Here is a 23,837-nt window from a genome sequence, read left to right as displayed (position 1 = left end):
AAAACAAGGGCATCGAAGCGGTTCTGGGGCGGGACGGGCACCGAATCCGTTCGGAATTCGCACCCTGATGGTGCGATCTGCTACAGGATCGCGCGGCCGACTATCACAAGGAACGCCGATCGGCCAGAGTGGCATAGAGGGTGTCGCGATCCACTTCGTCCGTGACGATGGCCTCTCCCAATTCCTTCAGCAGGACGAAGCGCATCTTGCCGTCGAGGACCTTTTTGTCGACCGCCATGAGTTCGAGCATCTGGTCCGGCGAAAGATCCGCCGGCGGTTCGGTCGGCAGTCCGGCACAGGAGATGAGCCGACGCAGGCGTTCCACGTCCTTGTCCTCGAGCCAGCCGAGACGCTGCGAGAGATTGGCCGCCATGCAGGTTCCGACCGCGACCGCCTCGCCATGCAGCCAGGCCCCGTAGCCGGCCCCGGCCTCGATCGCATGACCGAAGGTGTGCCCCAGATTGAGCAGGGCGCGCTGGCCGGCCTCGAGTTCGTCTTCGGCGACGATCAGGGCCTTGATCTCGCACGAGCGCTTGATCGCATGAGACAAGGCATTGGGATCTCGAGACAGGAGCTCGGCCATATGGGATTCCAGCCAGGCGAGAAAGGCGGCATCGCGGATGAAACCGTATTTCAGGACCTCTGCCAGACCGGCCGACAGCTCCTTCTGAGGTAGGGTTTCGAGCGTATCCGTGTCGGCGATCACCGCCAGCGGCTGATGGAAGGCGCCGATCATGTTCTTGCCGGCCGGATGATTGATGCCGGTCTTGCCGCCAACGGAGGAGTCGACCTGGGCAAGCAGCGTCGTCGGGACCTGGATGAAGGGTACGCCACGCTGATAGCAGGCGGCCGCGAATCCGGCCATGTCTCCGATCACTCCTCCGCCGAGCGCGACGAGCGTGCAGTCCCGTCCGAAACGTTCCTGCAACAGGGCGTCGAAGATTCGGTTCCAGACCTCCATCGTCTTGTACTGTTCGCCGTCCGGAAGCACCACCCGAGAGACCCGATAGTCGCTCAGAGCTTGCTCCAGGGGATCCAGATAGAGAGGAGCGACCGTCTCGTTGGTGACGATCATGATCCTGTCGCCCCGAACGTGCGGACGATAAGACTCCGGATCGGCGAGCAATCCGCTTCCGATATGAATCGGGTAGCTGCGCAACCCCAGATCGACGTTCAGTGTTTGCGACATAATGAAGGCTTCAGATCTCTTCGGATTCGAGTCGTCGACAGATTTCCTTCACGACCGAACTGGTTCCGCGCTTCTCGGTCGACACCACCATATCGGCAACCTGTCGATAGAGCGGTTCCCGTTCCTCCATGATACCGCGCAGTCGCTCGAGCGGATCCTGTGTCTCGAGCAGAGGTCGATTGCGATCGCGCGCCGTTCTGGCGTATTGCTGTTCGGGACTGCAATGCAGGTAGATGACGACGCCCCGCGCGGATAGATCCTGACGATTTTCCGGACTCAGTATAGCGCCGCCTCCCGTGGCAAGCACGATCCGCTCCTCCGCGACCAGTTCCTCGATGACCTGTCGCTCGCGGCTGCGGAAGCCCGCCTCCCCTTCGAATTCGAAGATGGTCGGAATATCGACGCCGGTCCGTCGCTGAATCTCCTGATCGCTGTCCTTGAAGGTGTAGGACAGCGTTTCGGCCAATTGCCGGCCGACAGTGCTTTTGCCGGCCCCCATGGGGCCGATGATAAAAATATTCTGTGCACGCATCATAGCGGAAGGTATGCCAGATTTTCGGCATGCAAGCAAGGGCGCGGCCCGTGAGCCGCGCATCGTGGACGAAAAGAATGAGCGACCGCGGAATGAACCGAACCTCTCGTACGGGCTCCAATCTTGCTCAAGACGTCAACGCTGTACGATATCCGTCTCGAGAATCTTCGGGGTGACGAAGATCAGGAGTTCGGAATTGTTTTCCTTGCGGCTCTCGTTCTTGAACAGGCGGCCGAGTAGCGGAATGTCGCCCAGCCAGGGGACCTGCTCCTTGTTGAAGGTCTTCTCCCGCTCGTAGACCCCCCCGAGAACGACGGTTTCTCCATTGTCGACCAGGACGTTCGTTTCGATGGCGCGGGTATCGATCGGGGGTACATCGTTCAGGACATTCGAAAAGTCAGGGGCATCTTTGTTGACCTTGAGGTCCATCATGATGCGGTCGTCGGGAGTGATATGCGGTATCACGTCCAATTTGAGCACCGCTTCCTTGAAGGAGACGGTGTTGGTCGCGGAATTCTGCGAGGACTCCTGATAAGGGATCTCCGATCCGACCTTGATGGTGGCCTGATGCTGGTCCGAGGTGATGACGCGTGGGCTGGATATGATCTCGCCTCGACCCTCGCGCTGCATCGCTGAGAGCTCCAGCTGGAGCAGATATGAGCCGACCTTGCCCATCAGGAAATTGATGGATCCGGAGGCCCCGGCAGCGGGCAGATTGGTGATGAGGGTCGTATTTCCATCGTCATCGCGCAGTGTCGAATTATAGGCCGTGCCCGTCTCGGTATTGAGTCCGAACGGACCCGAATCGAAACCCGAAAGCGCCAGGTTTCCGTCCTGACCGCCGCCGATGAGCAGCTGGTGTCCGTCCGACGACCCCATGGAGCCGGAAACGCCGAATCGGACGCCCAGGTTGCGCGCGAAATCGTTGTTCGCGATCACCACGCGCGACTCGATCATGACCTGCCTGACGGGAACGTCCAGCTTGGAAACGATGCTGCGGATCCCCTCGAGCTTGGCCAGGGTATCCATGACGACCAGGGTGTTGGTCCGCTCGTCGAAGCTGACGCTGCCACGATCGGAGAGGATGGACTCCTTGTCGATACTGGCCGCAGAGGGAAGGCCCGTGCCCCGAGATGTCTTGGACGCGGAACGCCCTGAGGAGCTTGAACCGCCTCGGATGAACTGTGCGAGTTCCGATGCCTTCGCATAGTTGATCTGGATGAACTCCGTGCGCAGGGGCGCAAGCTCCTCGAAGCTTTTCTCGGACTCCAGTTCGAGCCGCTCCTGGGCCGCGAGTTCCTGAGTCGGGGCGACCATGATGACATTGCCGTTGCGGCGCATGTCGAGCCCCTTGGTCTTGAGAATGATATCGAGCGCCTGGTCCCAGGGCACGTTCTTCAAACGCAGCGTGATGTTGCCCTGAACGCTGTCGCTGGCGACCAGATTGAGATCGGTGAAGTCCGCGAGCACCTGTAGCACCGCGCGCACCTCGATATCCTGAAAATTGAGCGAGAGACGATCGCCCTCGTAGACGACCTTCTGGCGCGCGAGCTCCTCCTTTTCGGCAGGGGTCAGCGGCCGAAAATCCAGGGTGAAGATCTCGTCGGTCTGATAGGCCATGTAGTCGAAATCGCCCTCTGTCTGGACTTCGATCTCGACGTTGCGTCCAGTCGGTCTGGATTCGACCGCCATGACCGGTGTGGCGAAGTCCACGACGTCCAGCCGACGGAAGAGTCGCTGCGGCAACGAGGTGTCATAGAGATCCACGTAGACGCGCGATGCCTGCTCGCGCACCGCGACTCGGGTGTCGGCGCTCGGCAGCCGGATGATGATACGGCCTTCCCCGCTGGAGCCACGCCGAAAATCGATATCCTTGACCGGAGGGCTGGATGCCGTCGTACGCGCCGACCTGGAGGAGTAGCTCCAGGCGGGAGGTGTCTGTTGGGCCTCATATCTCTGGGGCGTGGTCGAGGATGCCGGCTCGGATGCTTGCGCGGGGGCAGGCGGAACACGGGCGAGCGAACCCTGCTGATCCAGCTTGATGATGACGCGGTTTCCGGATGTAGTGACCTCATAGGCCACCGGATCGGTGAGATTCAGCACTACCCGCGTTCTGTCGCTTCCCTCGACGGCCACCAGGCTATGAACGGCCCCGACTCCGATCGGAACGGACTTGGTGTCGAGCCTGCTCGCGACCCCCGGCAGGTCCAATGCAATGCGCGCCGGAGACTCGGTCGCAAAGGTTTGAGGAGAGGCGATGGGCTCGGAGAGGGTAAGGTCGACCTCGACCCGGTTGCCTGGCAGTGCCGCGAAATCGACCTTCTGCAGATCCGCGGCCTCGGCCGAAGACGTCAGCGCCGTTGCGAGCGCCAGGAACCCAATGCCGGGCGCGATCCTGCGCAGACGTTCGAGAGGCAGGGAACGCAACCCCAGCTGAAGCCATTGTTGAAATGCGCTCTTCATCGCCGTCTTCCCTCCACTGATTATTGGGTCAGCGCAATCGTGGCCGGGCGTTCGCGCCATTGGCCAGGCGCATCGGACACAATTTCAGTCAATTGGATCTGGTCGTCACCGATGCTCGTGATCTGTCCGTTGTTCAGGCCAAGATAATTGCCGGCCTTGACCCGATGGACGATTCCGTCCTTGGTGCGAATGAGGGCCCAGCGGATTCCCTCCAGGTCGAGGGTGCCGACCATTCTGAGCGAATCCAGTGGGTGATTCTCGAGCTCCTCCTTGCGTCTCCTCGGATCCGGAGCCAGGCCATTGTCGATGACCACCTGTTGGGTCGGCTCGGTCTGCGCATCCGGGGTGAAGGGGTCTCGGCGATCCCCCGGCTCGTAAACGAAGACGTCGACCGGCTCGATCTCGGGCAGGGGCTCGATCGGCCCGGGAGGTCTCGACTTCACCTCGGCGACAAAGGCATCGAGGTCGCTCATATCCTTGCTGACGCATCCGCTCAGAAGCAGGCTGGGAAACACCCATAGCGCCAGGTTCGTACGCTGACGGCGTTTCATTGAGCCGTCTCCTCGTCGAGATAACGATAGGTTTTCAGGGTGGCTTGCAGGTTCAACTTCGTATCCATCTGACCACGCTGGTTTCTCGGAGATTTGGACGGATCGAGGATCTGAACGTCATGCACGGTGACGATTCGAGGCAAGGCGGCGAGACCACTCACGAATCGCCCGAAATCATGGTAGGTGCCAAGCACGCGGATTCGAATCGGAAGCTCCGCATAGAAATCCTTCTTCAGCTCGTCATCCGGCTGAAAGAGCTCGAACTCGAGACCATTGGCCAACCCGGTCTGGGAGACGTCGACCAGCAGCGATGCAACCTCCGTCTTGTTCGGCAGTTGCCGGAGCATGGCACCGAAGGTCTCCTTCATCTCGGCGAGCTGGTTCTTGTAGGCATTGAGATTGACGGCCTTTTCCTGCTTGGACACGAGCGAACGTCGCAGATCGACCTCGGTGCGCTGCTCGCGTTCGAGCGTCATCCGCTGATCCTTGGTGTCCATGTAATAGGCCAAGCCGCCAAGCGCGGCGCAAGCGAGGAGTATTGCAATGACCTTGACGGGAAGCGGCCATTCGCCGTATGTACTCAGGTCGAGCTCGTTGAGTTCGTTAAGATCCATGACCAGATCCCTTGAGGTTGAACCTTGACCCTGTCCAATCGCCGCAACGATGCGTGAGGGAGCTAGGCCTTCTTATCCGATTTCGCGTCCTCGGCGGGAATGGTTTGATCGAACGAAAGACGAAAATGACTGAGGCCCGTTCCCGTCTTGTCCTTGTTTTCGATCAGCAGGAGTCGCGGATTGCTGATCCACTGCGACTTGTCGATCTTATGCATGAAGGCCGAAACGCGGGCGTTGGATTGCGCCCGTCCCTCGACGACCACTGAACGACCGCTTTGCTGGACACTGGTCAGATAGACGCCCTCGGGCATGGCGGTGACCATCTCGTCGAACAGCCGCACGATCTCCGGACGGCTCTTCTGCAGCCGCTGGATGATCTCCATGCGCGAAATCAGATCCTGCTTGGTTTTCTGCAGTGTTGTGATCTCGGCGATACGCCGATTCAGGGCGGATATCTCGACGTTGAGATACTGATTCCGCTGCTGCTGATAGCCGATCATCGACTCGTAGTACATGTGAACCAGCACCACGACGCCGAAGGTGGCCAGGAGAGCCGCACCCAGGGCCGTGAGGAAATCCTTGCGTCTCTGTTGGCGCGCGGCCTCGCGCCATGGGAGTAGATTGATGCGCGCCATTTAGTCGAATCCTCGGAGTGCGAGGCCGACCGCGACCATCATTCCGGGCGCCTCTCGCATGAGTTCCTGGGATTTGATGCTGGGTGACAAGGACATCTGACCGAAGGGATTGGCGATCGTGGTCGGAACCTTCAACCGGTCCTCGATCAGAATGTCGATCTTGGGGATGCTGGCCGGACCGCCCGCCAGCAGGACCCGATCGACCCGATTGTAGGTGGTGCCGGAATAGAAGAACTGCAGGGCGCGACCGATCTGCTGCGCCAGCGCTTCCTTGAAGGGGAGCAGGATCTCCGTCTCGTAATTTTCGGCGACATCGCCATCGAGCACCCGCTGCGATGCCTGCTCGCGCGACAGGCCATAGCGACGCTGCACTTCGTCCCGCAGCTGCTGTCCCCCGAAATTCTGCTCGCGCGTGTAGATGATCTGCCCCTTGCTCAATACATAGAGCGTGGTGGTGGCAGCCCCCACGTCGGCGATGGCGATGGTCTTGTCGACCAAGTCATCGGACTTGGAGCGCAACAGCAGGGAGCAGGCGTTCTCCATCGCATAGGCCTCGACATCGACGACCGTCGCGGTGAGACCTGCGAGCTCCAGTGCACTGACGCGATCGTCGACGTTCTCTTGACGCGAGGCCGCGATCAGCACATCGACCATATCGGGCGCGTTCGGGTTGGGACCGACCACGTCGAAGTCCAGGTTGACCTCCTCGAGGGGGAATGGAATGTACTGATCCGCCTCGAGCTGGATCTGGCCCTCCATCTCCTCGTCGTTCAGATCGCCGGGCATGGTCACCATCTTGGTGATGACGGAGGAGCCGGCAACGGCGACGGCCGCGCGCTTCGTCTTCGTCTTGGCCTTGCCGAGCGCCTTGCGGATACTCTGACCGACGGCGTCCGGATCGGTGATCTTCTTCTCCGAAACGGCGTTCGGGACCAGCGGCTCGATCGCATAATGCTCGACGCGATAATGGCTTGCCGACGAGCTCGACGTCCGGGACAGCTCGATCAGCTTGATCGCGGTGGAGCTGATGTCGATTCCCAGGACCGGTTTATTGCGCTGAGTGAGGCCAAACATAGTGATCTCGCTGGGTGATATCCGTCGCCGAGTGAGTGACCTGAATTTCCATGCCGGCTCCTAAAGATAACAAATCGGATCCGTTGCGCCCCCGCCAAACGCGCATATTCCTTCTGGCAGAGGCGAATGCAGTCGGCACGAGATAGCTCGAGCGCGCACCGACCCGGCCATGAAGATCCGAGAGGATCCCGTATCGAACCTCATCTTCGATGAGGAGCGCCCTTCAGCGCAAGGCTGCTTCATCAGATAGCCTCGGGCCATTATAGCCACATCGACTCGGGTGGGTGCCAGTGATGCAGGTCAGGGAGAATGTGACTCAAATACCTTGGAACCAAGGCCGATTCGAGTCCGAATGGGCCGGACTCTGACTCGGACCGAGCCCTAGAGCATGGCTTTCGGCGTCTCAGGTATCATGACGATCAGGTTGCCCCAAATCCTCAGGAGAAGCCGATGTCCGGACGTGATCGCTCCAGCGCCTTGAAAGAACGCATGGCCTACGAGACCGCTCGCATCATGGTCGAGCAGGGCCTTTCCGATTTCGATCGGGCGCGGCGCAAGGCCGCGCAGCGCACGGGGATCATGGATCGGCGCAACTGGCCGTCCAACGAGGCGGTGCATGAGGCTGTGCTGACCCAGCGACGGCTCTTCCTGACGCCGGATCAGAGTCGCGCGTCACGCGAAATGCAGGTTCAGGCGCTCGAGGCCATGCATGTCTTCAACGACTTCGCCCCCCGTCTGGTCGGATCCGCGCTCATGGGCTCGGGCGATCCGCAGACGGGCGTCGAGCTCTTCCTCTTCGCCGATCGGCCCGAGGACGTGCTGTTCGCGCTGATGGAACGACAGATTCCCTGGCAGGAGAGCGAGCGCAGCCTGCGCTATCCGGACGGATCGCGCTGCGTCCATCCCGTCTTTCGTTTCATGGCGGGAGACATCCCCTTTCAACTGGTCGTCCTTCCCTGGCGGGCGCAGCGCCATCCGCCGCTCGATCCCGTCACCGACCGCCCCCAGCGTGGGGCGGCTCGCAACGAGATCGAGCGGATGCTCGAGGAGTCTGATTCGGCCTATCGCTTCGAGATCGGCAGATAGTCTCTCTGGGTCGGCCCGCGATAGATCTGTCTGGGCCGACCGATACGGTTGTTCGAATCCGACATCATCTCGAGCCAGTGCGAGACCCAGCCGACGGTGCGCGCCACGGCGAACATCACGGTGAACATGTTGCGCGGGATGCCGAGCGCCTGATAGATGATGCCCGAGTAGAAATCCACGTTGGGATAGAGCTTGCGCTCGACGAAATACTCGTCGTTCAGCGCGATCTCCTCCAGCTTCATCGCCAGCTCGAACAATGGATTGTTGGCGTCGGCGAGCTCGTCCAACACCTGATGGCAGACCTCGCGGATGATCTTGGCGCGCGGGTCGTAGTTCTTGTAGACCCGGTGACCGAAGCCCATCAGACGGAAGGGGTCGTCCTTGTCCTTCGCCTTCTCGATGTAGCGCTGGACGTTCTTGACGTCGCCGATTTCCAGCAGCATGTCGAGCACGGCCTCGTTGGCACCGCCGTGCGCCGGCCCCCACAGCGAGGCGATGCCCGCCGCGATGCAGGCGAAGGGGTTGGCGCCCGAACTGCCGGCCAGACGGACGGTCGAGGTGCTGGCGTTCTGCTCGTGATCGGCATGGAGGATGAAGAGCAGATTCATCGCCTTCTCGGCGATCAGGCCGGGCTTGTAGTGCTCGCAGGGCGTGGCGAACATCATGTGCAGGAAGTTCGCGCAATACCGCAGATCGTTGCGCGGATACATGATGGGCTCGCCGATGCTGTGCTTGTAGGCGGCGGCCGCGATCGTCGGCAGCTTGGCGATCAGCCGATGCGCCGAGATCTCGCGGTGGCGCGGATCGTTGACGCTCAGCGAGTCGTGGTAGAAGGCGGACAGGGATCCGACCACCCCGACCAGCATCGCCATGGGATGGGCGTCGTAATGGAAGCCGTTGAGAAAGTCCTTGAGATTCTCGTTGAGCATCGTATGGCGGGTGATGAGCTGCTCGAACCCGACCAGCTCCTTCTCACCCGGTAGCTCGCCGTAGAGCAACAGATAGGCGACCTCCAGAAAGCTCGCCTTGGTCGCCAGCTGCTCGATCGGATAGCCGCGATAGAGCAGGACACCCTGCTCGCCATCGATATAGGTGATGTCGCTGTTGCAGCTGGCCGTGGACATGAAGCCCGGGTCGTAGGTAAAGATGCCGGCCTCTTTGTAGAGAGAGGATATGTCCACGGCCATCGGCCCCATGCTTCCCTGTCGCAACGGAAATTCATGCCTATCGCCGGTGGCGTTATTGATGATCGTGATGGTTTCGTTCGCCATAAGCTCGCTCCTGGCCACACTGACGGAGATGCGCGCGCATCTACGCGGCAGCTAGTTTTGGGTTTCGAGTCTGATGTGCGCTATCCGGCGACCTATTGCTTGTTGGTATCCAAGCCGATATCGCCCAAGCGTTCGATTTCGTTACGCACGGCGGAGGCCGATCGGCTGAAATCCGTGCGCTCGCGTTCGTTCAAGTCGAGCTCGACGATGGATTCCACACCTTTGGAACCCAGGATGCAGGGAACGCCCATGGCGATGTCCGCCTCTCCGTACTCGCCCTCCAGCAAGGCAACGCATGGCAGGAGACGGCGGCGGTTGTTGACGATGGAATCGACCATGGTCGCGACCGCCGCACCTGGCGCATCGTAGGCGCTCGAGTTCTTGCGCAGGGACAGGATCTCGGCACCACCCTTGCGGGTGCGTTCGTTGATTGCCTCGATGCGATCCTCGGGCAGGAAATAGGAGAGCGGAATGCCATTGATGGTGCAGAAACGCGGAACCGGGACCATGGTGTCGCCATGGCCACCCAGCACCATGGTAGTGATGTCCCGGGCCGAGAACCCTGTTTCCTGGGCGATGAAGCTCGCCATCCGCGAGGCGTCCAGAACACCGGCCTGACCGAACACCCGGCTCTGATTCCAACCCGTTCGCTGGGCGACGCGATAGGTCAGGGTATCGACCGGGTTCGACACCATGAGCACCAGGGCGTCCGGCGCATAGGCGATGATGTGATCGGTAACCTCGTCGATGATGCGGACGTTGCTTTCGAGCACGTCCGCGCGTGACATGCCCGGCTTGCGAGGCAAGCCGGCGGTGACGACGACCAGCTCCGAATCCTTGAGGATTCGGGGGTCGTTGCTGCCATGCACCACGCTGTCGAACTCGAAGAAGGGAGCGGTTTGGAGAATATCGAGTGCGATTCCCTCCGGGACGCCCTCGCGCACATCGAACAGGGCCACCTCGCGACAGAGTTCCGCTTCCGCCAGGATCTGGGCCGTTGTTTCGCCGACCCGGCCAGCGCCTACGATAGTGATCTTCTTCACGTCGCTGTTTCTCCGGTCACTGATTGAAGACAGCCTGGGGAGACCCTGTGGGTCGTCCTGGTGAGGTCACGGAGGCCGGCGTCGACCCTGCCCCTATTTCACATGAAGGGAATCATGCGCCGGAGTGAGGTATCCGGGCAACACCGCTGGCGACCGCGGCGCGCGATACGGCGCTCGGAACGCGCTCGCGCAGACGGGGATCGAAGGGCTTGGGAATGATGTAATCGGGTCCGAAGCTCAGCTCGGACAGACCATAGGCGGCCAGAACCTCTTCCGGCACGGTTTCGTGGGCCAGTGCGCGCAAGGCCTCCACCGCCGCGACCTGCATGTCCTCGTTGATGCGCGAGGCGCGCACGTCCAGGGCACCGCGGAAGATAAAGGGGAATCCGAGCACATTGTTGATCTGATTGGGATAATCAGACCTTCCGGTGGCCATGATGAGATCGTCCCGAACCTGCTTGGCCAGATCCGGACGGATCTCGGGCACCGGATTGGACAGCGCGAAGACCACCGGGCGCGGGGCCATGCTCGCCAGCATCTCGGCCGTCACCAGATCCGGTCCCGAGACGCCGATGAAGACGTCCGCCCCGTCCATGGCGTCGGCGAGGGTCCGTTTGTCCGTATCCGCTGCGACGCCGAACTTGTAGGGGTTGAGATCCTTGCGACCGAGATGGATGACGCCTTGGCGATCGATGCAGTAGATGTTGTTGCGATGGGCGCCCAGACCCATCAGCAGACGAATGGCCGCGATACCGGCCGCACCGGCCCCCAGGACCACGATGCGGGACTCTTCGAGCGTCTTGCCCTGCAGTTCGAGCGCGTTCAGCAGACCGGCCGCGATGATGATGGCGGTGCCGTGCTGATCGTCGTGGAAGACCGGGATGTCCAGCTGTTCGATGAGCGCCTGCTCGATCTCGAAGCAGTGAGGTGCCGCGATGTCCTCGAGATTGATGCCGCCAAAGGTCGGGGCGATCCGCATCACCGTCTCGATGAATTCCTGAGGACGCTTCGCATGGACCTCGATGTCGAAGCAGTCGATATCGGCGAAACGCTTGAAGAGGACGGCCTTGCCTTCCATGACCGGCTTGCCGGCGAGTCCGCCCACGTTGCCCAGTCCCAGAACGGCCGTGCCGTCGGTGATGACCGCGACCAGATTGCCCTTGTTGGTGTAGCGGTAGGCGTTCTGGGGATCGGCATGGATCTGCCGAACGGGTTCGGCGACGCCGGGGGTATAGGCGAGCGACAGGTCGTGCTGGGTCGCGGCCGGCTTGGTGACCATGATGCCGGTCTTCCCAGGTTTGGGTTCGGCATGATAGTCCAATGCCTGACGGTTCAGTTCGGCGTCTGGATGGGCAAAACTCTCGGGGTCGGTCACGGTGATCTCCGTATGATGATGCTCGGGCGGTAGCCGGCCAATCGGATCCCGAGCGGGGACGAAGGGCTCATCCGCTGAGCGGATCTACGGAATGCCCGAAGGCGAGACGCCGTCTTTCGCGCGCGCAAAAACCAGTGGACACCTACCATCCGATCGCCGGATTCGGCGGATCGAACGATGGATGCTCCACCGATGGACGGGTCCAATACGCGATCCGTATTGGAGGATGGCCGATCTGGGTGTGGTTCCGATCGAGGCGGAACCACCACAGCTGCCGCCGTATGGCCTGGCCGGCCGAATCAGCGGGCGTACTTGCGGCGGAACTTGTCCACGCGGCCGGCGGTGTCGAGAACCTTCTGCTTGCCGGTATAAAAGGGATGGCACGCGGAGCAGACCTCGACGTGCATCGCGTCCCCTTTGGTGGAACGGGTCGTGAACTCGTTACCGCAGCTGCAGACCACCTTCACCTCGGAGTATTGGGGGTGGATTCCTTCTTTCATGATGACCCTTTTGCCACTCGGGCTGTGGAATTCTTGGAAAACGCGCGAAGTTACCATCGCACGCACTCGACTGCAACTCCCTATTGACATTTTCGTGCGAGATGGGCAGTAGGGCGCTGTCGGCCTCCAGCCATTCCGGAGGCAGATCTACCCATCCCCGGGCACGTAGAGGCTCACCAGATCGTCGAGGAAGACACGGCCCAGTTCGGTCGGGCGAATCCTGTCATCCGATAGATCCAGGAATCCGTGCGAAACCGCCTCATGGATGCCGCGACGCATCCATGACCAGTCCAATCCAGTGCGCTCTTCGAACAGCGAGCGCCGAAAGCCCTGGGTGAGTCGAAAGGCATTGAGCGCGAACTCGAAGACGCAATCGGCCTCCGTCAGGCAGCGTCTGGCTGCGACGAGCGCATCGGGCGCCGCCTTCAGATAGAACCAAGGGTCCGCAATCTTCTCCCGGCGCTCGATCGACCAGCCCCATTGGCCCAGTCTCGGGCACGATATCTTGCCGTGTGCCCCGGCACCGATCCCGAGATAGTCGCCGAACCGCCAGTAGTTGAGGTTGTGCCGGCATCGGCGCCCCGGTCGCGCATAGGCCGAGACCTCGTATCGCGCGAAGCCGGCCGCCTCGAGACGTTCCACCCCCTGAGCGGCCATGTCGGCCGAGAGATCCGGATCTGGAAGGTTCGGCGGATCGGCCTGGAAGGCCGTATCCGGCTCCAGGGTCAGCTGGTAGTAGGAGATGTGCTCGGGCCCCAGATCGATCAGCGCATCCAGGTCGGCCGCCGCCTCGGCGAGCCCCTGGTCGGGCAGGGCGAACATCATGTCCAGATTGACGTTGTCGAATCCCGACGCGCGCGCGACCGCGAAGGTGCGCCTGGCCTGAAGCGGATCGTGGATGCGTCCCAGCCGTTGGAGATGAACGGCCGAGAGGCTCTGGACGCCGATGGAGAGCCGGTCGACGCCCGCCTCGCGGTAGGCGGCGAAATGACCGGCATCCAGGGTACCTGGATTCGCCTCCAGGGTGATCTCCGCGTCCTGAGCCAATTCCATTCGCGAGCGGATGCCGTCCAGCAAGCGTCGGATCTGTCCGCCCGACAGCAGGCTTGGCGTCCCTCCGCCGATGAAGACGGATGCGAGCGCGCGCGGATGGGACAGCATCTGAATCTCTCGGTCCAGATCCGCGAGCAGACGCTCGACATAGCGGTCGAAATCCGCTCCCCGACCGGCCGCATGCGAGTTGAAATCGCAGTAGGGACACTTGCGCAGACACCAGGGAACATGGATATAGAGCGTCAGCGGTGGCCAGTCCGGCCCCTGGATGTCTTCCGCGGGGCGGGGCCTCAACGCTGCTTCTGCATGCTTTCCTTCAGCAATTCGCCGAAGCTGCCGAGGCTCTTCTCGGGCGCGGGCTCCTTGCCCTTGCGCGCGGCCGGAGCGGGCGTCTCGGAGATCTCATCGACCTGGCGATTCTCGTCGAGGCTCAGACTGATCCGATGCCGCTCCAGATCGACGCCGAGCACGGTGGCCATGACCTCGTCCCCGGGATTGACCACCTCGCTCGGATGATTGATCCGGCGTCCGGCACCCAGCTCGCTGATGTGCACCAGCCCGTCGATCCCAGGCGCCAGCTCGACGAAGGCGCCGAAGGTCTGCAGACGCGACACCTTACCCTTGACCTTGGTCCCGACGGGGAAGGATTCCACCGCGTCGAGCCAGGGATCGCGGCTCAGGGCGCGGATGGAGAGCGCGATCTTCTCGCGCTTCTTGGCGTCGGTCGCCGGCTCGATCCGCAGCACGCTCACCTCGACCGTCTGTCCGACCTGGAGCATCTCCTTGGGATGCCTGATATGGCCGAAGGCCAGCTCGCTGATATGGATCATGCCTTCCAGTCCGCCGAGATCCACGAAGGCGCCATAGTCCTTGAGCGAGGTGACCACGCCGGTCATGACCGCACCTTCCTTGAGCTCGGCCCGCGTCTGCTCGGCCTGGATGCGCTGCTGCTCCTCCAGCAGGACGCGGCGCGAGACCACCAGATTGGGCCTTCGACCGCCCTCGAACTTGGTGACCTTGAAATCGAGCTTCTGACCGACGAACTCGGCGAGATCCTCGATGAAGCGCAGATCCGCCTGAGAGGCCGGACAGAAGGCCCGTACCCCGGCGATCTGGACCTCGAGTCCGCCCTTGATCGCACCGGTCACATGGCCCTGAACCGGCATGCCCTGACGGAATGCCTGCTCGACCTCCTGGATGCCGTGGTATTTGTGACCCTGCTGGTTGCCCAGCAGCAGCATGCCGCTCTCCTCGTCCTTGCCGGTCACCAGGGTTTCGATCTCGTCGCCGACCCCGTACTTGAGCTGGCCCTCGTCGTCCTTGAGCTCCGAGATGTCGATCCGACCCTCGGACTTGGCACCCAGATCGACGAATGCATAGTCCTCGCCGATCGCAATCAGCGAGCCGCGCACCTTGTGGCCCGCGGCCGGTTCGGCTTGCTGGGTGCCTGGGTGGGTTTGGTCGAATTCTTTCAGTAGGTCTTCGAAGCTTTCAGGGTTGGACATGATGAGCCGAACGTCGCAGGGTTGTTGATGGTGATGAATCGTCGATCGCGCGGCCCGCCGACCGGGCCGCCCCGCGATCTCCGTGCAATTGTAGGGCGGATCGCATGGCCGCCCCAGTGTGACCGAATCCAGTCGTCACGAACCGGCCGGTTCCAGTCTGGCATAGGCGAGCACCAGCCACTTGGCGCCCACCTCGCGGAAATTGACCTGGATCCGGGCATTGGTCCCGCTGCCCTCGCTGCTGAGCACCACGCCCTCGCCGAACTTGGGATGGCGGACGTGCTGGCCCAGCTGATAGCCCCCGGCCGCGGCCGCTCCGGCCTTACCGGCCATCTTGGCTGCAGGGGCCGGATGGCGCCGGGCGACGCCGGCGGCGCGGACCTCCTCGACCAGATCGGGCGGCAGCTCTCTCAGAAAGCGCGAAGGGGCAGGGTAGTCCTCGCGTCCGTAGAGACGTCGATTCTCGGCATGGGTGACGAACAGCTGCTGCATGGCGCGCGTCATGCCCACGTAGCAGAGTCGCCGCTCCTCTTCGAGCCGCTCCGGGTCCTCGGCCGAGAGGCTGTGCGGGAAGAGACCCTCCTCCAGGCCGACCAGGAAGACGATCGGGAATTCCAGACCCTTGGCGCTGTGCAGCGTCATCAGCTGAACGCTGTCCTCGTAAGCGTCGGCCTGGGTCTCGCCCGCCTCCAGGGCCGCATGGGCGAGGAAGGCGCCCAGGATGTCGCCTTCCTCCGGATCCAGATCCTGTTCGAAACGGGCCACCGTATCGACCAGCTGCTCCAGGTTCTCGATACGGTCCTGGCCCTTTCCGTCCTTGCTCTTGAGATAGAAATCCGGAAGTCCGGTCGCCTGGATCAGACGATTGACGGTCTCCGCCAGGTCCAGTTCGGCGTCGATCCGACGCTGTTCCAGGATCAGATCGAGGAATCTGCGCACGGCACCGCTCGCACGTGGACCCAGAGCGCTGGTTCGGATCAGGTCCTCGGCCGCGCGCCATAGCGAGACCCTGGACTCGCGAGACTGCTGACGCACCATCTCCAGCGTCCGTTCTCCGATTCCCCGGGTCGGGGTGTTGACCACGCGCTCGAAGGCCGCGTCGTCGTCCGGGTTCGAAACCAGTCTCAGATAGGCCAGGGCGTCTCGGATCTCGGCGCGCTCGAAGAAACGCAGTCCACCATAGACCCGATAGGGAATGCCCGCCTGCATCAGGGACTCCTCGAAGAGTCGCGACTGGGCCGTGGTGCGATAGAGAATGGCGCATTCGTCCCGCCGATAGCCTTCGTTCTGGACGAAGCCTCGGATCCGTTCGACGACGAAGCGGGACTCCTCGACCTCGTTGAAGGCGGTGTAGCGGCGGATCGGCTCGCCGTCAGAGTCGTCGGTCCAGAGATTCTTGCCGAGACGGGTCGGGTTGTTGGCGATCAGCGCATTGGCGGCCGCCAGAATGTTTCCGGTCGAGCGATAGTTCTGCTCCAGACGCACCGTCCGGGTGTTGGGATAATCCTGCTGGAAGGACTGGATGTTCTCCACCCGCGCGCCGCGCCAGCCGTAGATGGACTGATCGTCGTCGCCGACCGCGAACAGGTTGTCGTTGTTGCCGGAGAGCAGTCGCAGCCAGGCGTACTGGATGGCGTTGGTGTCCTGGAACTCGTCGACCAGGATGTGACGGAAACGCTGCTGGTAGTGATGCAGGATGTCCGGACGCTCGCGCAGCAGCTCGAGCGAACTCAGCAGCAGATCCGCGAAATCCAGCAGTCCGGCCTGGATGCGCGCGCTTTCGTATTCGCGATAGACCTCGACCATCTTCTCCATGTAGAAATCGCCGGCCGGATCCAGGTGAGAGGGCCGCAGACCCTCGTCCTTCTGCTTGTTGATGAACCCCTGGACCTGACGCGGCGGCCAGCGCGATTCATCGAGCTGCATCGCCTTGAGGGTGCGCTTGATGGATCGAAACTGGTCGTCCGCGTCCATGATCTGGAAGTGCTGAGGCAACTTGGCGTCCTGCCAGTGCGCGCGCAAAAAGCGATGCGTCAGCCCATGGAAGGTTCCCACCCACATGCCTCCGACCGGGGTACCGAGCATCTCCTCGATCCGGCCGCGCATCTCGCGCGCCGCCTTATTGGTGAAGGTAACGGCCAATATGCCCCATTGCGGCACCTGCGCGACCTGCAGCAGCCAGGCGATGCGGTAAACCAGAACCCGGGTCTTGCCCGAACCGGCGCCGGCCAGAACCAGAAGATTGCCCGAATCGGCTGAAACTGCCTGACGCTGGGGCTCGTTGAGTGAATCGAGAAGAGGGGTCACGTCCATCGGCGGATTCTACCAATCTCGAGGCCCCAGCCCTAATCCCCGGTTGAGCTTTCCGCCAGATCATGGGGACGATTTGGCTCGCGGATATATTTACATCAAATTGTTCATTCAAATTAATAATAATAAGCCTTGTGGATAAGTTTATTTTGTATATAAACCCTTTATGAACAAGTTGTTGCAAACATAAGGCAGGTATGCCTGCTTGTGGATAAGCCGTGTCTAAAATGCTCCGCCGAAAAAGCCCACAAGCTATCCACAGTTATGGATACAGAGTTGCGAACAGCTTGTTCAATATCATAAAATATTGATTTTATTGGTATTATTTTTTTGGCGGGATTTGGATGCGGGCGCGACTCGTCCATTTGAGCCCAAGGCGAGCCTCAAGCCGCTGGCCCGTAGTAGAATGCCTGGCTCGACCAATCAGGTCTTATCACCAAACACTTCTCGGGCACTGCTTCATGACCCAACTGACCAACGACACCTTTCTCCGCGCACTCCTGCGCGAACCTGTTGATTACACGCCGGTTTGGATGATGCGCCAGGCCGGACGCTATCTTCCCGAGTACCGCGCGACCCGTGCCAAGGCCGGAAGCTTCATGGATCTGTGCAGGAACCCCGAGCTCGCCTGCGAGGTCACCTTGCAGCCGCTCGATCGCTATCCCCTGGATGCAGCCATCCTCTTCTCGGATATCCTGACGGTGCCCGATGCCATGGGTCTGGGTCTCTACTTCTCGGAAGGCGAGGGCCCGCACTTCGAGCGTCCCGTACGTACCGAGGCGGACGTGGAGAGACTCCCGGTGCCGGATCCGGAAGGTGAGCTGAAGTACGTCATGGATGCGGTCTCGACCATCCGTCGCGAGCTGAAGGGCCGGGTTCCGCTGATCGGTTTCTCGGGTAGTCCCTGGACGCTGGCGACCTATATGGTCGAGGGAGGCGGCTCCAAGAATTTCTCCAAGATCAAGGGCATGATGTTCGACCGTCCGGATCTGCTGCATGCCCTGCTGGCCAAGACCTCCGACGCGGTCACCGCCTATCTCAACGCCCAGATCGCCCGTGGCGCCCAGGCCGCCATGATTTTCGACACCTGGGGCGGGGCCCTGGCCCCGGCGCACTATCGCGCCTTCTCGCTGGCCTACATGCAGCGGATCGTCGAGGGTCTGACCCGCGAGGCCGAGGGCCGCAAGATTCCGGTGATCCTATTCACCAAGAACGGGGGTCAGTGGCTGGGGGATATGGCCAAGACAGGCTGCGACGCACTGGGCGTCGACTGGACGACCGATCTGGCCGATGCACGGCGCATGGTCGAGGATCGCGTTGCGCTGCAGGGTAACATGGATCCCTGCACGCTGTACGCCTCTGCGGATCGCGTGCGTGAGGAAGTGGCGAACGTCCTGGCGAGCTACGGACACGGCTCCGGCCATGTGTTCAACCTGGGGCATGGGATCACGCCGGACGTTGATCCCGAGATTCCGGCCGCGATGGTCGCCGCCGTCCACGAGCTGAGTCGTCCTTACCACGCCTGATCACTGGCGGGGTCAGAAATCGAACCGCGAAGGCGCGAAGAGCGCGAAGGATTTTAGAAGATTGCACCTGGAATTTCCTTCACCCGAATGGTGAAGGATCCGCTCCAGGCAATCTCCAGATTATCTTTGCGTCCTTTGCGGTTCAGATTCTTCAGACCGCCGTGGCCAGCGGTCCGCGGTCGGTTTCTGGCGTATCCATGCCAGGGGTACGGGTGTCCTCGTGTCCCATGAGCATCTCGCGCTCGAAGGCATGCTCGTCGATGCGTGCGCCCAGATAGCGGGCAATGGAGCGCATGTCCGTTTCGCCGCTGCCGAGACAGCTGGTTCCGCCGGGCGATGGTGTCATGTTGAAGATGATCCCGGACCCGTCCGTGATCTTGGCCTCGCCCATCCGCAGTTTCTTGGCCTCCTTGTCGATCAGCTGGGGTCGGATGCCTCCGAATCCCTCGGCATAGCTGATGTCCTCGACCGAGATCGATGGCACGATCTTGCGGATCTCCTTGGCGAACAGATGGCGGTTGAGCCGCGGCACCTCGTAGAGGAAGTTGCGCAGGATGTAGTTGCGGATGTCCGGTACCCGGATCTGGTCCCAGAGCACGGCCGCCACCCGCCGGTCGAAACGCAGCACCTTGAAGAATTCGGCGATCGATGTGCGGTCGTAGCGTTCGAGCATGGGCAGCATGAGCGCCGTGGGTCCGAAGCGGGTCTTGCCGCGCTCCTTGACGTCGTGGTCCCCGTGCACGGCGGCGAAGGGCAGATTCGGATTCTGCACCGTGTAGACCTTGCCGTTCAGCGCCTCGGGGGCGAAATAGAAGGATCCGGCGACCGGCAGGCAGGAATAGTTCAGACCCAGACCCATCTCCTGCGCCATCAGCAGCGAGTGTCCGCCAGCGCAGACGACCACCGCGCGGGCCTGGAGCAGTCCGCGATTGGTCGAGAGCCGATAGAGATCCCCCTCTTTGCGGATCCAGTCCACCTTGGTCGAGAAGAGCTGGCTGATCTGTTTGCTGGTCGTGCGGTCCATCTGGACGCAGGCGTCCGAAAAGGACTGCGCCAGCGCCTGGAAGTCGACCGCGCAATAGTCGTCCGGGGTTCCGGTCGCGACGATCTCCTCATCGCGCCATTTGCCGTCGACCAGGGCCACGTTGGGCTCGATCTCGGCGATCTGCTCGCGCTCCAGCAGCTGCATGCGCGGGAACAGTCCCTTGAACGACTCATAGCGTTTGCGGATGCCCGCGCATTCCCTTTCTCCCACGCCGAGCACCATCTTGGGCATCTTGAAGACGATCTGGTCGCGCTCGGGTTCCGGGAGCTTGGTGGCGTAGTTGACCACCATGAAGGCGGTGCGCTTGACCGAGCGGGCCTTCTCCAGGGTGTAGTTGGTCTCGATATCGCCACAGTGGATGGTCTGGCTGTTGCTGTGGGCGTGGGAGTTGACCTTGGCGACGCTGTCGTATTTCTCGACCAGGCACAGGCGGTTGAGATCCGTGAATTTCGCCAGTTCGTAGAGCAGGGCCGTGCCGGTGACGCCGGCACCGACGATGAGGACGTCGTAATGGGTCGAGGGGGTCATCGTTTCTGTCTCCTCCAGCGGCCGAGGCCGAGCGCATTCGCGTTTGTGCGGCGCAACAATGCAGACACAGTAGCGGAAGTCGAGCATTGAGAGAATGCAGGGAGACGGATTTAATAGATTGATTTAGTCAATTATTCGGGCATTGAAATTGCCGCAGACCAGATGCCTGGCAGTATCCGAGCCAATCGGCGATGGGGTGTGGAGCCGATTACCGGATTCGGAACAGGGTCATCGACCCTTCTTGGGATAGCTTCAGACGGTGCGCAGACGGTCCAGACGTAGCCTCTGACGCTCGTCGAACAGGCGTCTCGACCCGAGCCAGACCGCCGCGACCGAGCCGAGCCCCGTGCCGCCCGAGATGAGGAACATGATCAGCAGCTGGTATTTGGCCGCCTCCAGTGGCGGGCTGCCGGCGAGGATCTGGCCCGTCATCATGCCCGGCAGGCTGACCAGACCGGCGCTGCCCATGGCGTTGACGATGGGGATGAGCCCGGAGCGCAGGGCGTCGCGTCGGATGTCCCCGATCGCCTGTTCCCAGGTTCCGCCAGCCAGCAGTCTCGCCTCGATCCGTCCGCGCGACTCCCAGGCCTGTCGGGTCAGGTTCTCCAGTGCGATCGCCACCCCGTTCATGGTATTGCCGAGCAGCATGCCCAGGAGCGGGATCAGATACTGAGGCTGATACCAGGGCTCGACGCCGATGACCAGATTGAGCGCAAGGACGGTCACTGTGAAGGAGGACAGGAACATGGAGAAGGCGCCGATCCCGTAGCCCCAGATGCCTCGGTAGCGTCGTTTCTGGCGCTGCATCACCTCGAAGCCCGCGGCCGAGAGCATGACCATGGCCATGAGCCCGATGAGCGGCAGGCTGGTCTGGGCGAAGAGGACCTTCAGTACCAGACCAACGAGCATCAGCTGCACCGTGCTGCGTGCCGCGGCGATCAGGATCCGCCGCTCGACGCCCAGATGCAGCCGCCAGGACATGAGCGCCAGCAAGAGGACGAGCAAGGCCGCGAGGGCCAGGTCCCAGGGCGTCAGGTGGATCATGCCCATGATTCGGGTTCCAGGCGTCCGTCGCGGATCAGAAGGGAACGGCCGTCGAGCCGTCGGCGCTGATCCGGATCGTGGCTGACCCAGAGCAGGCTGGCGGATGCGTCCTGACGATAGCCTTCGATCAGGGATTCGACGCGGTCGCGATTGTTCGGGTCCAGGTTGGCGGTCGGCTCGTCGAGGAGCAGGACCTCCGGCCGCTGGGCCAGGAGACGGACGAGCGACAGACGCTGGCGTTCACCGGTCGAGAGTCGGGCGATCGACCAGTCGAGCGTCTCGGGCCCGAATCCGAGACGTTCCAGCCAGTCCTTCAGTGCCGGTTCCGCGGGTGGTAGATGCTCGCCGACCCGATCGGCCCACCAGAAGGACTCGGCGGGCAGGAAACCGACACGTCTCCGCCAGACCGGGGCCGGCATGGACGAGCGTGCCTGGTCGCCGATCCATGCCTCGCCCTCGTGCGGATCCAGGTCGGCGATGGCGCGCAGCAGCAGGCTCTTGCCCGAACCCGAGGGGCCGGAGACGAACGCCAGCTCGCCGGACTCGAGCGACAGCTCGACCGGTTCGAGGAGTCGGTGACGCAATCCCGAGAGGCGCAGACTCGCCATCACAGCCGACGATAGAGGAGATCGCAGACCCGGTGGCCGAGCCGCTCGCCGCGCTGCTCGAACTTGGTCGGGGGGCGGGATTCCGGACGTGGCGCATAGCGGCCGGGGCCGGCGGTGTTGACGAAGCTGTCCTGGGCCGAGTCCAGGATCTCGAGCATCTGCTCGGCATAGGGTTCCCAGTCGGTCGCGGCATGGAAGATGCCGCCCGGACGCATGACCCTGGAGAGCAGCTGGACCATCCGGGGCGAGAGGATCCGGCGCTTGTGGTGCTTGCGCTTGGGCCAGGGGTCGGGGAAGAACAGCTGGACCCGATCCAGACTGGCGTCGGGGATCGACTGGGTCAGCACCTCGATCGCGTCGTGACGCATGACGCGCAGATTCGTCAGTCCCAGCCGCTCGATCTCGAGCAGCAGATGACCGACGCCCGGGCGATGCACCTCGATCCCGAGCCAGTTGCGTTCCGGATCCTGCTCGGCCATCTGGGCGAGCGACTCGCCGTTGCCGAAACCGATCTCCAGCACGACGGGCCGGTCGTTGCCGAACAGGGCCGGGAGATCGATCGTCCGCCCGGCCTGCCAGTCCACGCCGAACCTGGGCCAGAGTTCGGCGAAGGCGCGCTCCTGGGCGCTGGTGAGACGCCCCTCGCGCAGGACGAAGCTGCGGATGGCGCGCAGACGCGAGGGGCTGTGCGGTGGTTCGGAGGGATTCACGGTCGGTCCATCGGCCTCGATTCGAGGCCGTCCATCGGTGCAAAAGGCTTCAGAAGAAGAGTCCTTCGATCGGCGACGAGGCCGAGGCGAAGCGCTTGGCCGGCATGCGTCCGGCCAGGAATGCCTCGCGTCCGGCCTCGATCCCCTTGCGCATGGCGCTGGCCATGAGCACCGGGTCCCTGGCTGCGGCGATGGCGGTGTTCATGAGCACGCCGTCGCAGCCCAGCTCCATCGCCTCGGCCGCGTCGGAGGCGGTGCCCACGCCGGCATCGACCAGCACCGGGACCTTGGCGTTCTCGACGATGGTCAGGATGTTCAGCGGATTGCGGATCCCCAGGCCCGAGCCGATGGGGGCGGCCAGGGGCATGACGGCGACGCAGCCGATGGACTCCAGCTCGCGCGCCACGATGGGGTCGTCGTTGGTGTAGACCATGACGTCGAATCCGTCCTCGACCAGCACCTTGGCCGCCTCGATCGTGGCCATGACGTCCGGGAACAGGGTCTTCTCGTCGCCCAGGACCTCGAGCTTGACCAGCGTGTGTCCGTCGAGGAGCTCGCGCGCCAGCTTGCAGGTGCGCACGGCGGTCTCGGCGTCGTAGCAGCCGGCCGTGTTGGGCAGGATGGTATAGCGCTCGGGAGAGAGGACGTCCAGGATGTTGGGCTCGCCCGGGTTCTGGCCCAGGTTGGTGCGGCGGACGGCGACGGTGACGATCTCGGCGCCGCTGGCCTCGATGGCCCGGGCCGTTTCGTCCATATCCTTGTACTTGCCGGTGCCGACGAGGAGGCGCGAGCGGTATTCGCGGCCGGCGATCAGCAGTCGGTCGTTGGTCTGGTTGTCTTCTTGGGACATGGATTTCCTGCGCTGGTGTTGACTGTGCGATGTGGGGCGATGAAGGGGAATGGCGCTAGCCCCCACCGACTGCCTGGATGATCTCGACCTTGTCGTCGGGCTCGAGCCGATGTTCGGCGAAGCGGCTGCGTGGGACCAGTTCGGCGTTGACTTCGATCGCGAAGCGCTGGCCGCCGAGCGCCAGTTGCTCGACGAGATCCGACATGAGAGCGCCCTCGGCGATCTCCATGGGCTCTCCATTGAGAAGGATGTGCATCTCGACTCCGGTCGTTCTGGAACGAGGCCGCCGGGCGGCGGCCTCCACGCGGATCAGTACCCGGGACCG

General features: G+C 62.5%; 22 protein-coding genes. 2 read left to right on the top strand and 20 right to left on the bottom strand.

Annotation, left to right across the window (positions count from 1 at the left end; translation table 11 throughout):
* Window positions 1-103 precede the first annotated feature (103 nt).
* From aroB to D779_RS00630, 7 genes are all read right to left on the bottom strand, one after another.
* Window positions 104-1,189, bottom strand: a complete 1,086-nt coding sequence (gene aroB / locus D779_RS00660) for a 3-dehydroquinate synthase (protein WP_043747917.1) — start codon at window positions 1,187-1,189, stop codon at window positions 104-106.
* Window positions 1,190-1,199: 10 nt separating this feature from the next.
* Window positions 1,200-1,724, bottom strand: a complete 525-nt coding sequence (gene aroK / locus D779_RS00655) for a shikimate kinase AroK (protein WP_043747914.1) — start codon at window positions 1,722-1,724, stop codon at window positions 1,200-1,202.
* 132 nt (window positions 1,725-1,856) lie between these two features.
* Entirely contained in the window at window positions 1,857-4,184 is a 2,328-nt protein-coding gene (pilQ, locus tag D779_RS00650; RefSeq protein WP_052347633.1) for a type IV pilus secretin PilQ, read from the bottom strand.
* A 20-nt stretch (window positions 4,185-4,204) separates the two neighbouring features.
* The gene (locus D779_RS00645) at window positions 4,205-4,735 is read right to left on the bottom strand and encodes a pilus assembly protein PilP (protein WP_052347631.1); all 531 of its coding nucleotides are present in this window, start codon (window positions 4,733-4,735) and stop codon (window positions 4,205-4,207) included.
* Complete coding sequence (locus tag D779_RS00640) at window positions 4,732-5,349, bottom strand: type IV pilus inner membrane component PilO (protein WP_043747911.1); 618 nt, start codon at window positions 5,347-5,349, stop codon at window positions 4,732-4,734. The genes D779_RS00645 and D779_RS00640 overlap by 4 nt, the downstream gene beginning before the upstream one ends.
* Before the next feature lie 62 nt (window positions 5,350-5,411).
* On the bottom strand, window positions 5,412-5,984 hold the full coding sequence (locus D779_RS00635; protein WP_043747908.1) for a PilN domain-containing protein: 573 nt from the start codon (window positions 5,982-5,984) through the stop codon (window positions 5,412-5,414).
* The gene (locus tag D779_RS00630; RefSeq protein ID WP_043747905.1) at window positions 5,985-7,058 is read right to left on the bottom strand and encodes a pilus assembly protein PilM; all 1,074 of its coding nucleotides are present in this window, start codon (window positions 7,056-7,058) and stop codon (window positions 5,985-5,987) included.
* Between the two features lie 450 nt (window positions 7,059-7,508).
* Between D779_RS00630 and D779_RS00625 the strand changes: the two genes are divergently transcribed.
* Window positions 7,509-8,144, top strand: coding sequence for a hypothetical protein (locus tag D779_RS00625; RefSeq protein ID WP_043747902.1), 636 nt, complete (start codon window positions 7,509-7,511; stop codon window positions 8,142-8,144).
* On the opposite strand, the gene D779_RS00620 is transcribed toward D779_RS00625, so the two are convergent.
* From D779_RS00620 to uvrD, 7 genes are all read right to left on the bottom strand, one after another.
* Window positions 8,120-9,415, bottom strand: coding sequence for a citrate synthase (locus tag D779_RS00620; RefSeq protein ID WP_043747899.1), 1,296 nt, complete (start codon window positions 9,413-9,415; stop codon window positions 8,120-8,122). The genes D779_RS00625 and D779_RS00620 overlap by 25 nt on opposite strands.
* A 92-nt stretch (window positions 9,416-9,507) precedes the next feature.
* A complete protein-coding gene (gene mdh, locus D779_RS00615) occupies window positions 9,508-10,458 on the bottom strand; it encodes a malate dehydrogenase (protein WP_043747896.1) in 951 nt (316 codons plus the stop codon).
* A 112-nt stretch (window positions 10,459-10,570) separates the two neighbouring features.
* On the bottom strand, window positions 10,571-11,833 hold the full coding sequence (locus D779_RS00610) for a malic enzyme-like NAD(P)-binding protein (RefSeq protein ID WP_081763250.1): 1,263 nt from the start codon (window positions 11,831-11,833) through the stop codon (window positions 10,571-10,573).
* A gap of 299 nt (window positions 11,834-12,132) precedes the next feature.
* Window positions 12,133-12,333, bottom strand: a complete 201-nt coding sequence (gene rpmE / locus D779_RS00605) for a 50S ribosomal protein L31 (protein ID WP_043747893.1) — start codon at window positions 12,331-12,333, stop codon at window positions 12,133-12,135.
* A 147-nt stretch (window positions 12,334-12,480) separates the two neighbouring features.
* Window positions 12,481-13,680, bottom strand: coding sequence for a radical SAM family heme chaperone HemW (gene hemW / locus D779_RS00600; protein ID WP_232424030.1), 1,200 nt, complete (start codon window positions 13,678-13,680; stop codon window positions 12,481-12,483).
* Entirely contained in the window at window positions 13,677-14,891 is a 1,215-nt protein-coding gene (locus D779_RS00595; protein WP_043747890.1) for a 30S ribosomal protein S1, read from the bottom strand. The genes hemW and D779_RS00595 overlap by 4 nt, the downstream gene beginning before the upstream one ends.
* A gap of 135 nt (window positions 14,892-15,026) precedes the next feature.
* Complete coding sequence (gene uvrD, locus D779_RS00590) at window positions 15,027-17,204, bottom strand: DNA helicase II (RefSeq protein ID WP_043747888.1); 2,178 nt, start codon at window positions 17,202-17,204, stop codon at window positions 15,027-15,029.
* Between the two features lie 458 nt (window positions 17,205-17,662).
* On the opposite strand from uvrD, the gene hemE reads away from it, so the two are divergent.
* A complete protein-coding gene (gene hemE / locus D779_RS00585; RefSeq protein WP_043747885.1) occupies window positions 17,663-18,727 on the top strand; it encodes a uroporphyrinogen decarboxylase in 1,065 nt (354 codons plus the stop codon).
* Window positions 18,728-18,878: 151 nt separating this feature from the next.
* Here hemE and D779_RS00580 read toward each other — a convergent pair whose 3' ends face one another.
* From D779_RS00580 to thiS, 6 genes are all read right to left on the bottom strand, one after another.
* Window positions 18,879-20,300: an FAD-dependent oxidoreductase gene (locus D779_RS00580; protein ID WP_043748096.1), complete on the bottom strand. Its 1,422-nt coding sequence runs from the start codon at window positions 20,298-20,300 to the stop codon at window positions 18,879-18,881.
* A 252-nt stretch (window positions 20,301-20,552) separates the two neighbouring features.
* Window positions 20,553-21,350 (bottom strand): ABC transporter permease, encoded by a 798-nt coding sequence (locus D779_RS00575; protein WP_043747882.1) that lies wholly within the window; start codon window positions 21,348-21,350, stop codon window positions 20,553-20,555.
* Window positions 21,341-21,952 (bottom strand): ABC transporter ATP-binding protein, encoded by a 612-nt coding sequence (locus tag D779_RS00570; RefSeq protein ID WP_043747880.1) that lies wholly within the window; start codon window positions 21,950-21,952, stop codon window positions 21,341-21,343. Before D779_RS00570 ends, D779_RS00575 begins: the two co-directional genes overlap by 10 nt.
* Window positions 21,952-22,662 carry a tRNA (guanosine(46)-N7)-methyltransferase TrmB gene (trmB, locus tag D779_RS00565; RefSeq protein WP_232424029.1) on the bottom strand — a complete coding sequence of 237 codons (711 nt, stop codon included), beginning with the start codon at window positions 22,660-22,662 and terminating at the stop codon, window positions 21,952-21,954. The genes D779_RS00570 and trmB overlap by 1 nt, the downstream gene beginning before the upstream one ends.
* Before the next feature lie 49 nt (window positions 22,663-22,711).
* A complete protein-coding gene (locus D779_RS00560) occupies window positions 22,712-23,512 on the bottom strand; it encodes a thiazole synthase (RefSeq protein WP_043747878.1) in 801 nt (266 codons plus the stop codon).
* 55 nt (window positions 23,513-23,567) lie between these two features.
* Window positions 23,568-23,768, bottom strand: a complete 201-nt coding sequence (gene thiS, locus D779_RS00555; protein ID WP_043747875.1) for a sulfur carrier protein ThiS — start codon at window positions 23,766-23,768, stop codon at window positions 23,568-23,570.
* Between the last annotated feature and the right edge of the window lie 69 nt (window positions 23,769-23,837).

Origin of the sequence: Imhoffiella purpurea (genome assembly GCF_000585215.1) — a bacterium.
In the GTDB taxonomy this organism is placed as follows: Bacteria; Pseudomonadota; Gammaproteobacteria; order Chromatiales; family Chromatiaceae; genus Imhoffiella; species Imhoffiella purpurea.
The sequence above is the reverse complement of the archived record's forward strand: the minus strand, read 5'-3'. Positions and strand labels throughout refer to the sequence as shown.

Coding starts and splice junctions, on each gene's coding strand:
- hemE (WP_043747885.1), top strand. CDS start 17,663: ATGACCCAACTGACCAACGACACCTTTCTCCGCGCACTCCTGCGCGAA.
- D779_RS00640 (WP_043747911.1), bottom strand. CDS start 5,349: ATGGATCTTAACGAACTCAACGAGCTCGACCTGAGTACATACGGCGAA.
- D779_RS00560 (WP_043747878.1), bottom strand. CDS start 23,512: ATGTCCCAAGAAGACAACCAGACCAACGACCGACTGCTGATCGCCGGC.
- D779_RS00580 (WP_043748096.1), bottom strand. CDS start 20,300: ATGACCCCCTCGACCCATTACGACGTCCTCATCGTCGGTGCCGGCGTC.
- rpmE (WP_043747893.1), bottom strand. CDS start 12,333: ATGAAAGAAGGAATCCACCCCCAATACTCCGAGGTGAAGGTGGTCTGC.
- pilQ (WP_052347633.1), bottom strand. CDS start 4,184: ATGAAGAGCGCATTTCAACAATGGCTTCAGCTGGGGTTGCGTTCCCTG.
- D779_RS00625 (WP_043747902.1), top strand. CDS start 7,509: ATGTCCGGACGTGATCGCTCCAGCGCCTTGAAAGAACGCATGGCCTAC.
- uvrD (WP_043747888.1), bottom strand. CDS start 17,204: ATGGACGTGACCCCTCTTCTCGATTCACTCAACGAGCCCCAGCGTCAG.
- thiS (WP_043747875.1), bottom strand. CDS start 23,768: ATGCACATCCTTCTCAATGGAGAGCCCATGGAGATCGCCGAGGGCGCT.
- aroK (WP_043747914.1), bottom strand. CDS start 1,724: ATGATGCGTGCACAGAATATTTTTATCATCGGCCCCATGGGGGCCGGC.
- D779_RS00630 (WP_043747905.1), bottom strand. CDS start 7,058: ATGTTTGGCCTCACTCAGCGCAATAAACCGGTCCTGGGAATCGACATC.
- D779_RS00595 (WP_043747890.1), bottom strand. CDS start 14,891: ATGTCCAACCCTGAAAGCTTCGAAGACCTACTGAAAGAATTCGACCAA.
- D779_RS00575 (WP_043747882.1), bottom strand. CDS start 21,350: ATGGGCATGATCCACCTGACGCCCTGGGACCTGGCCCTCGCGGCCTTG.
- D779_RS00570 (WP_043747880.1), bottom strand. CDS start 21,952: ATGGCGAGTCTGCGCCTCTCGGGATTGCGTCACCGACTCCTCGAACCG.
- aroB (WP_043747917.1), bottom strand. CDS start 1,189: ATGTCGCAAACACTGAACGTCGATCTGGGGTTGCGCAGCTACCCGATT.
- D779_RS00645 (WP_052347631.1), bottom strand. CDS start 4,735: ATGAAACGCCGTCAGCGTACGAACCTGGCGCTATGGGTGTTTCCCAGC.
- D779_RS00635 (WP_043747908.1), bottom strand. CDS start 5,984: ATGGCGCGCATCAATCTACTCCCATGGCGCGAGGCCGCGCGCCAACAG.
- D779_RS00620 (WP_043747899.1), bottom strand. CDS start 9,415: ATGGCGAACGAAACCATCACGATCATCAATAACGCCACCGGCGATAGG.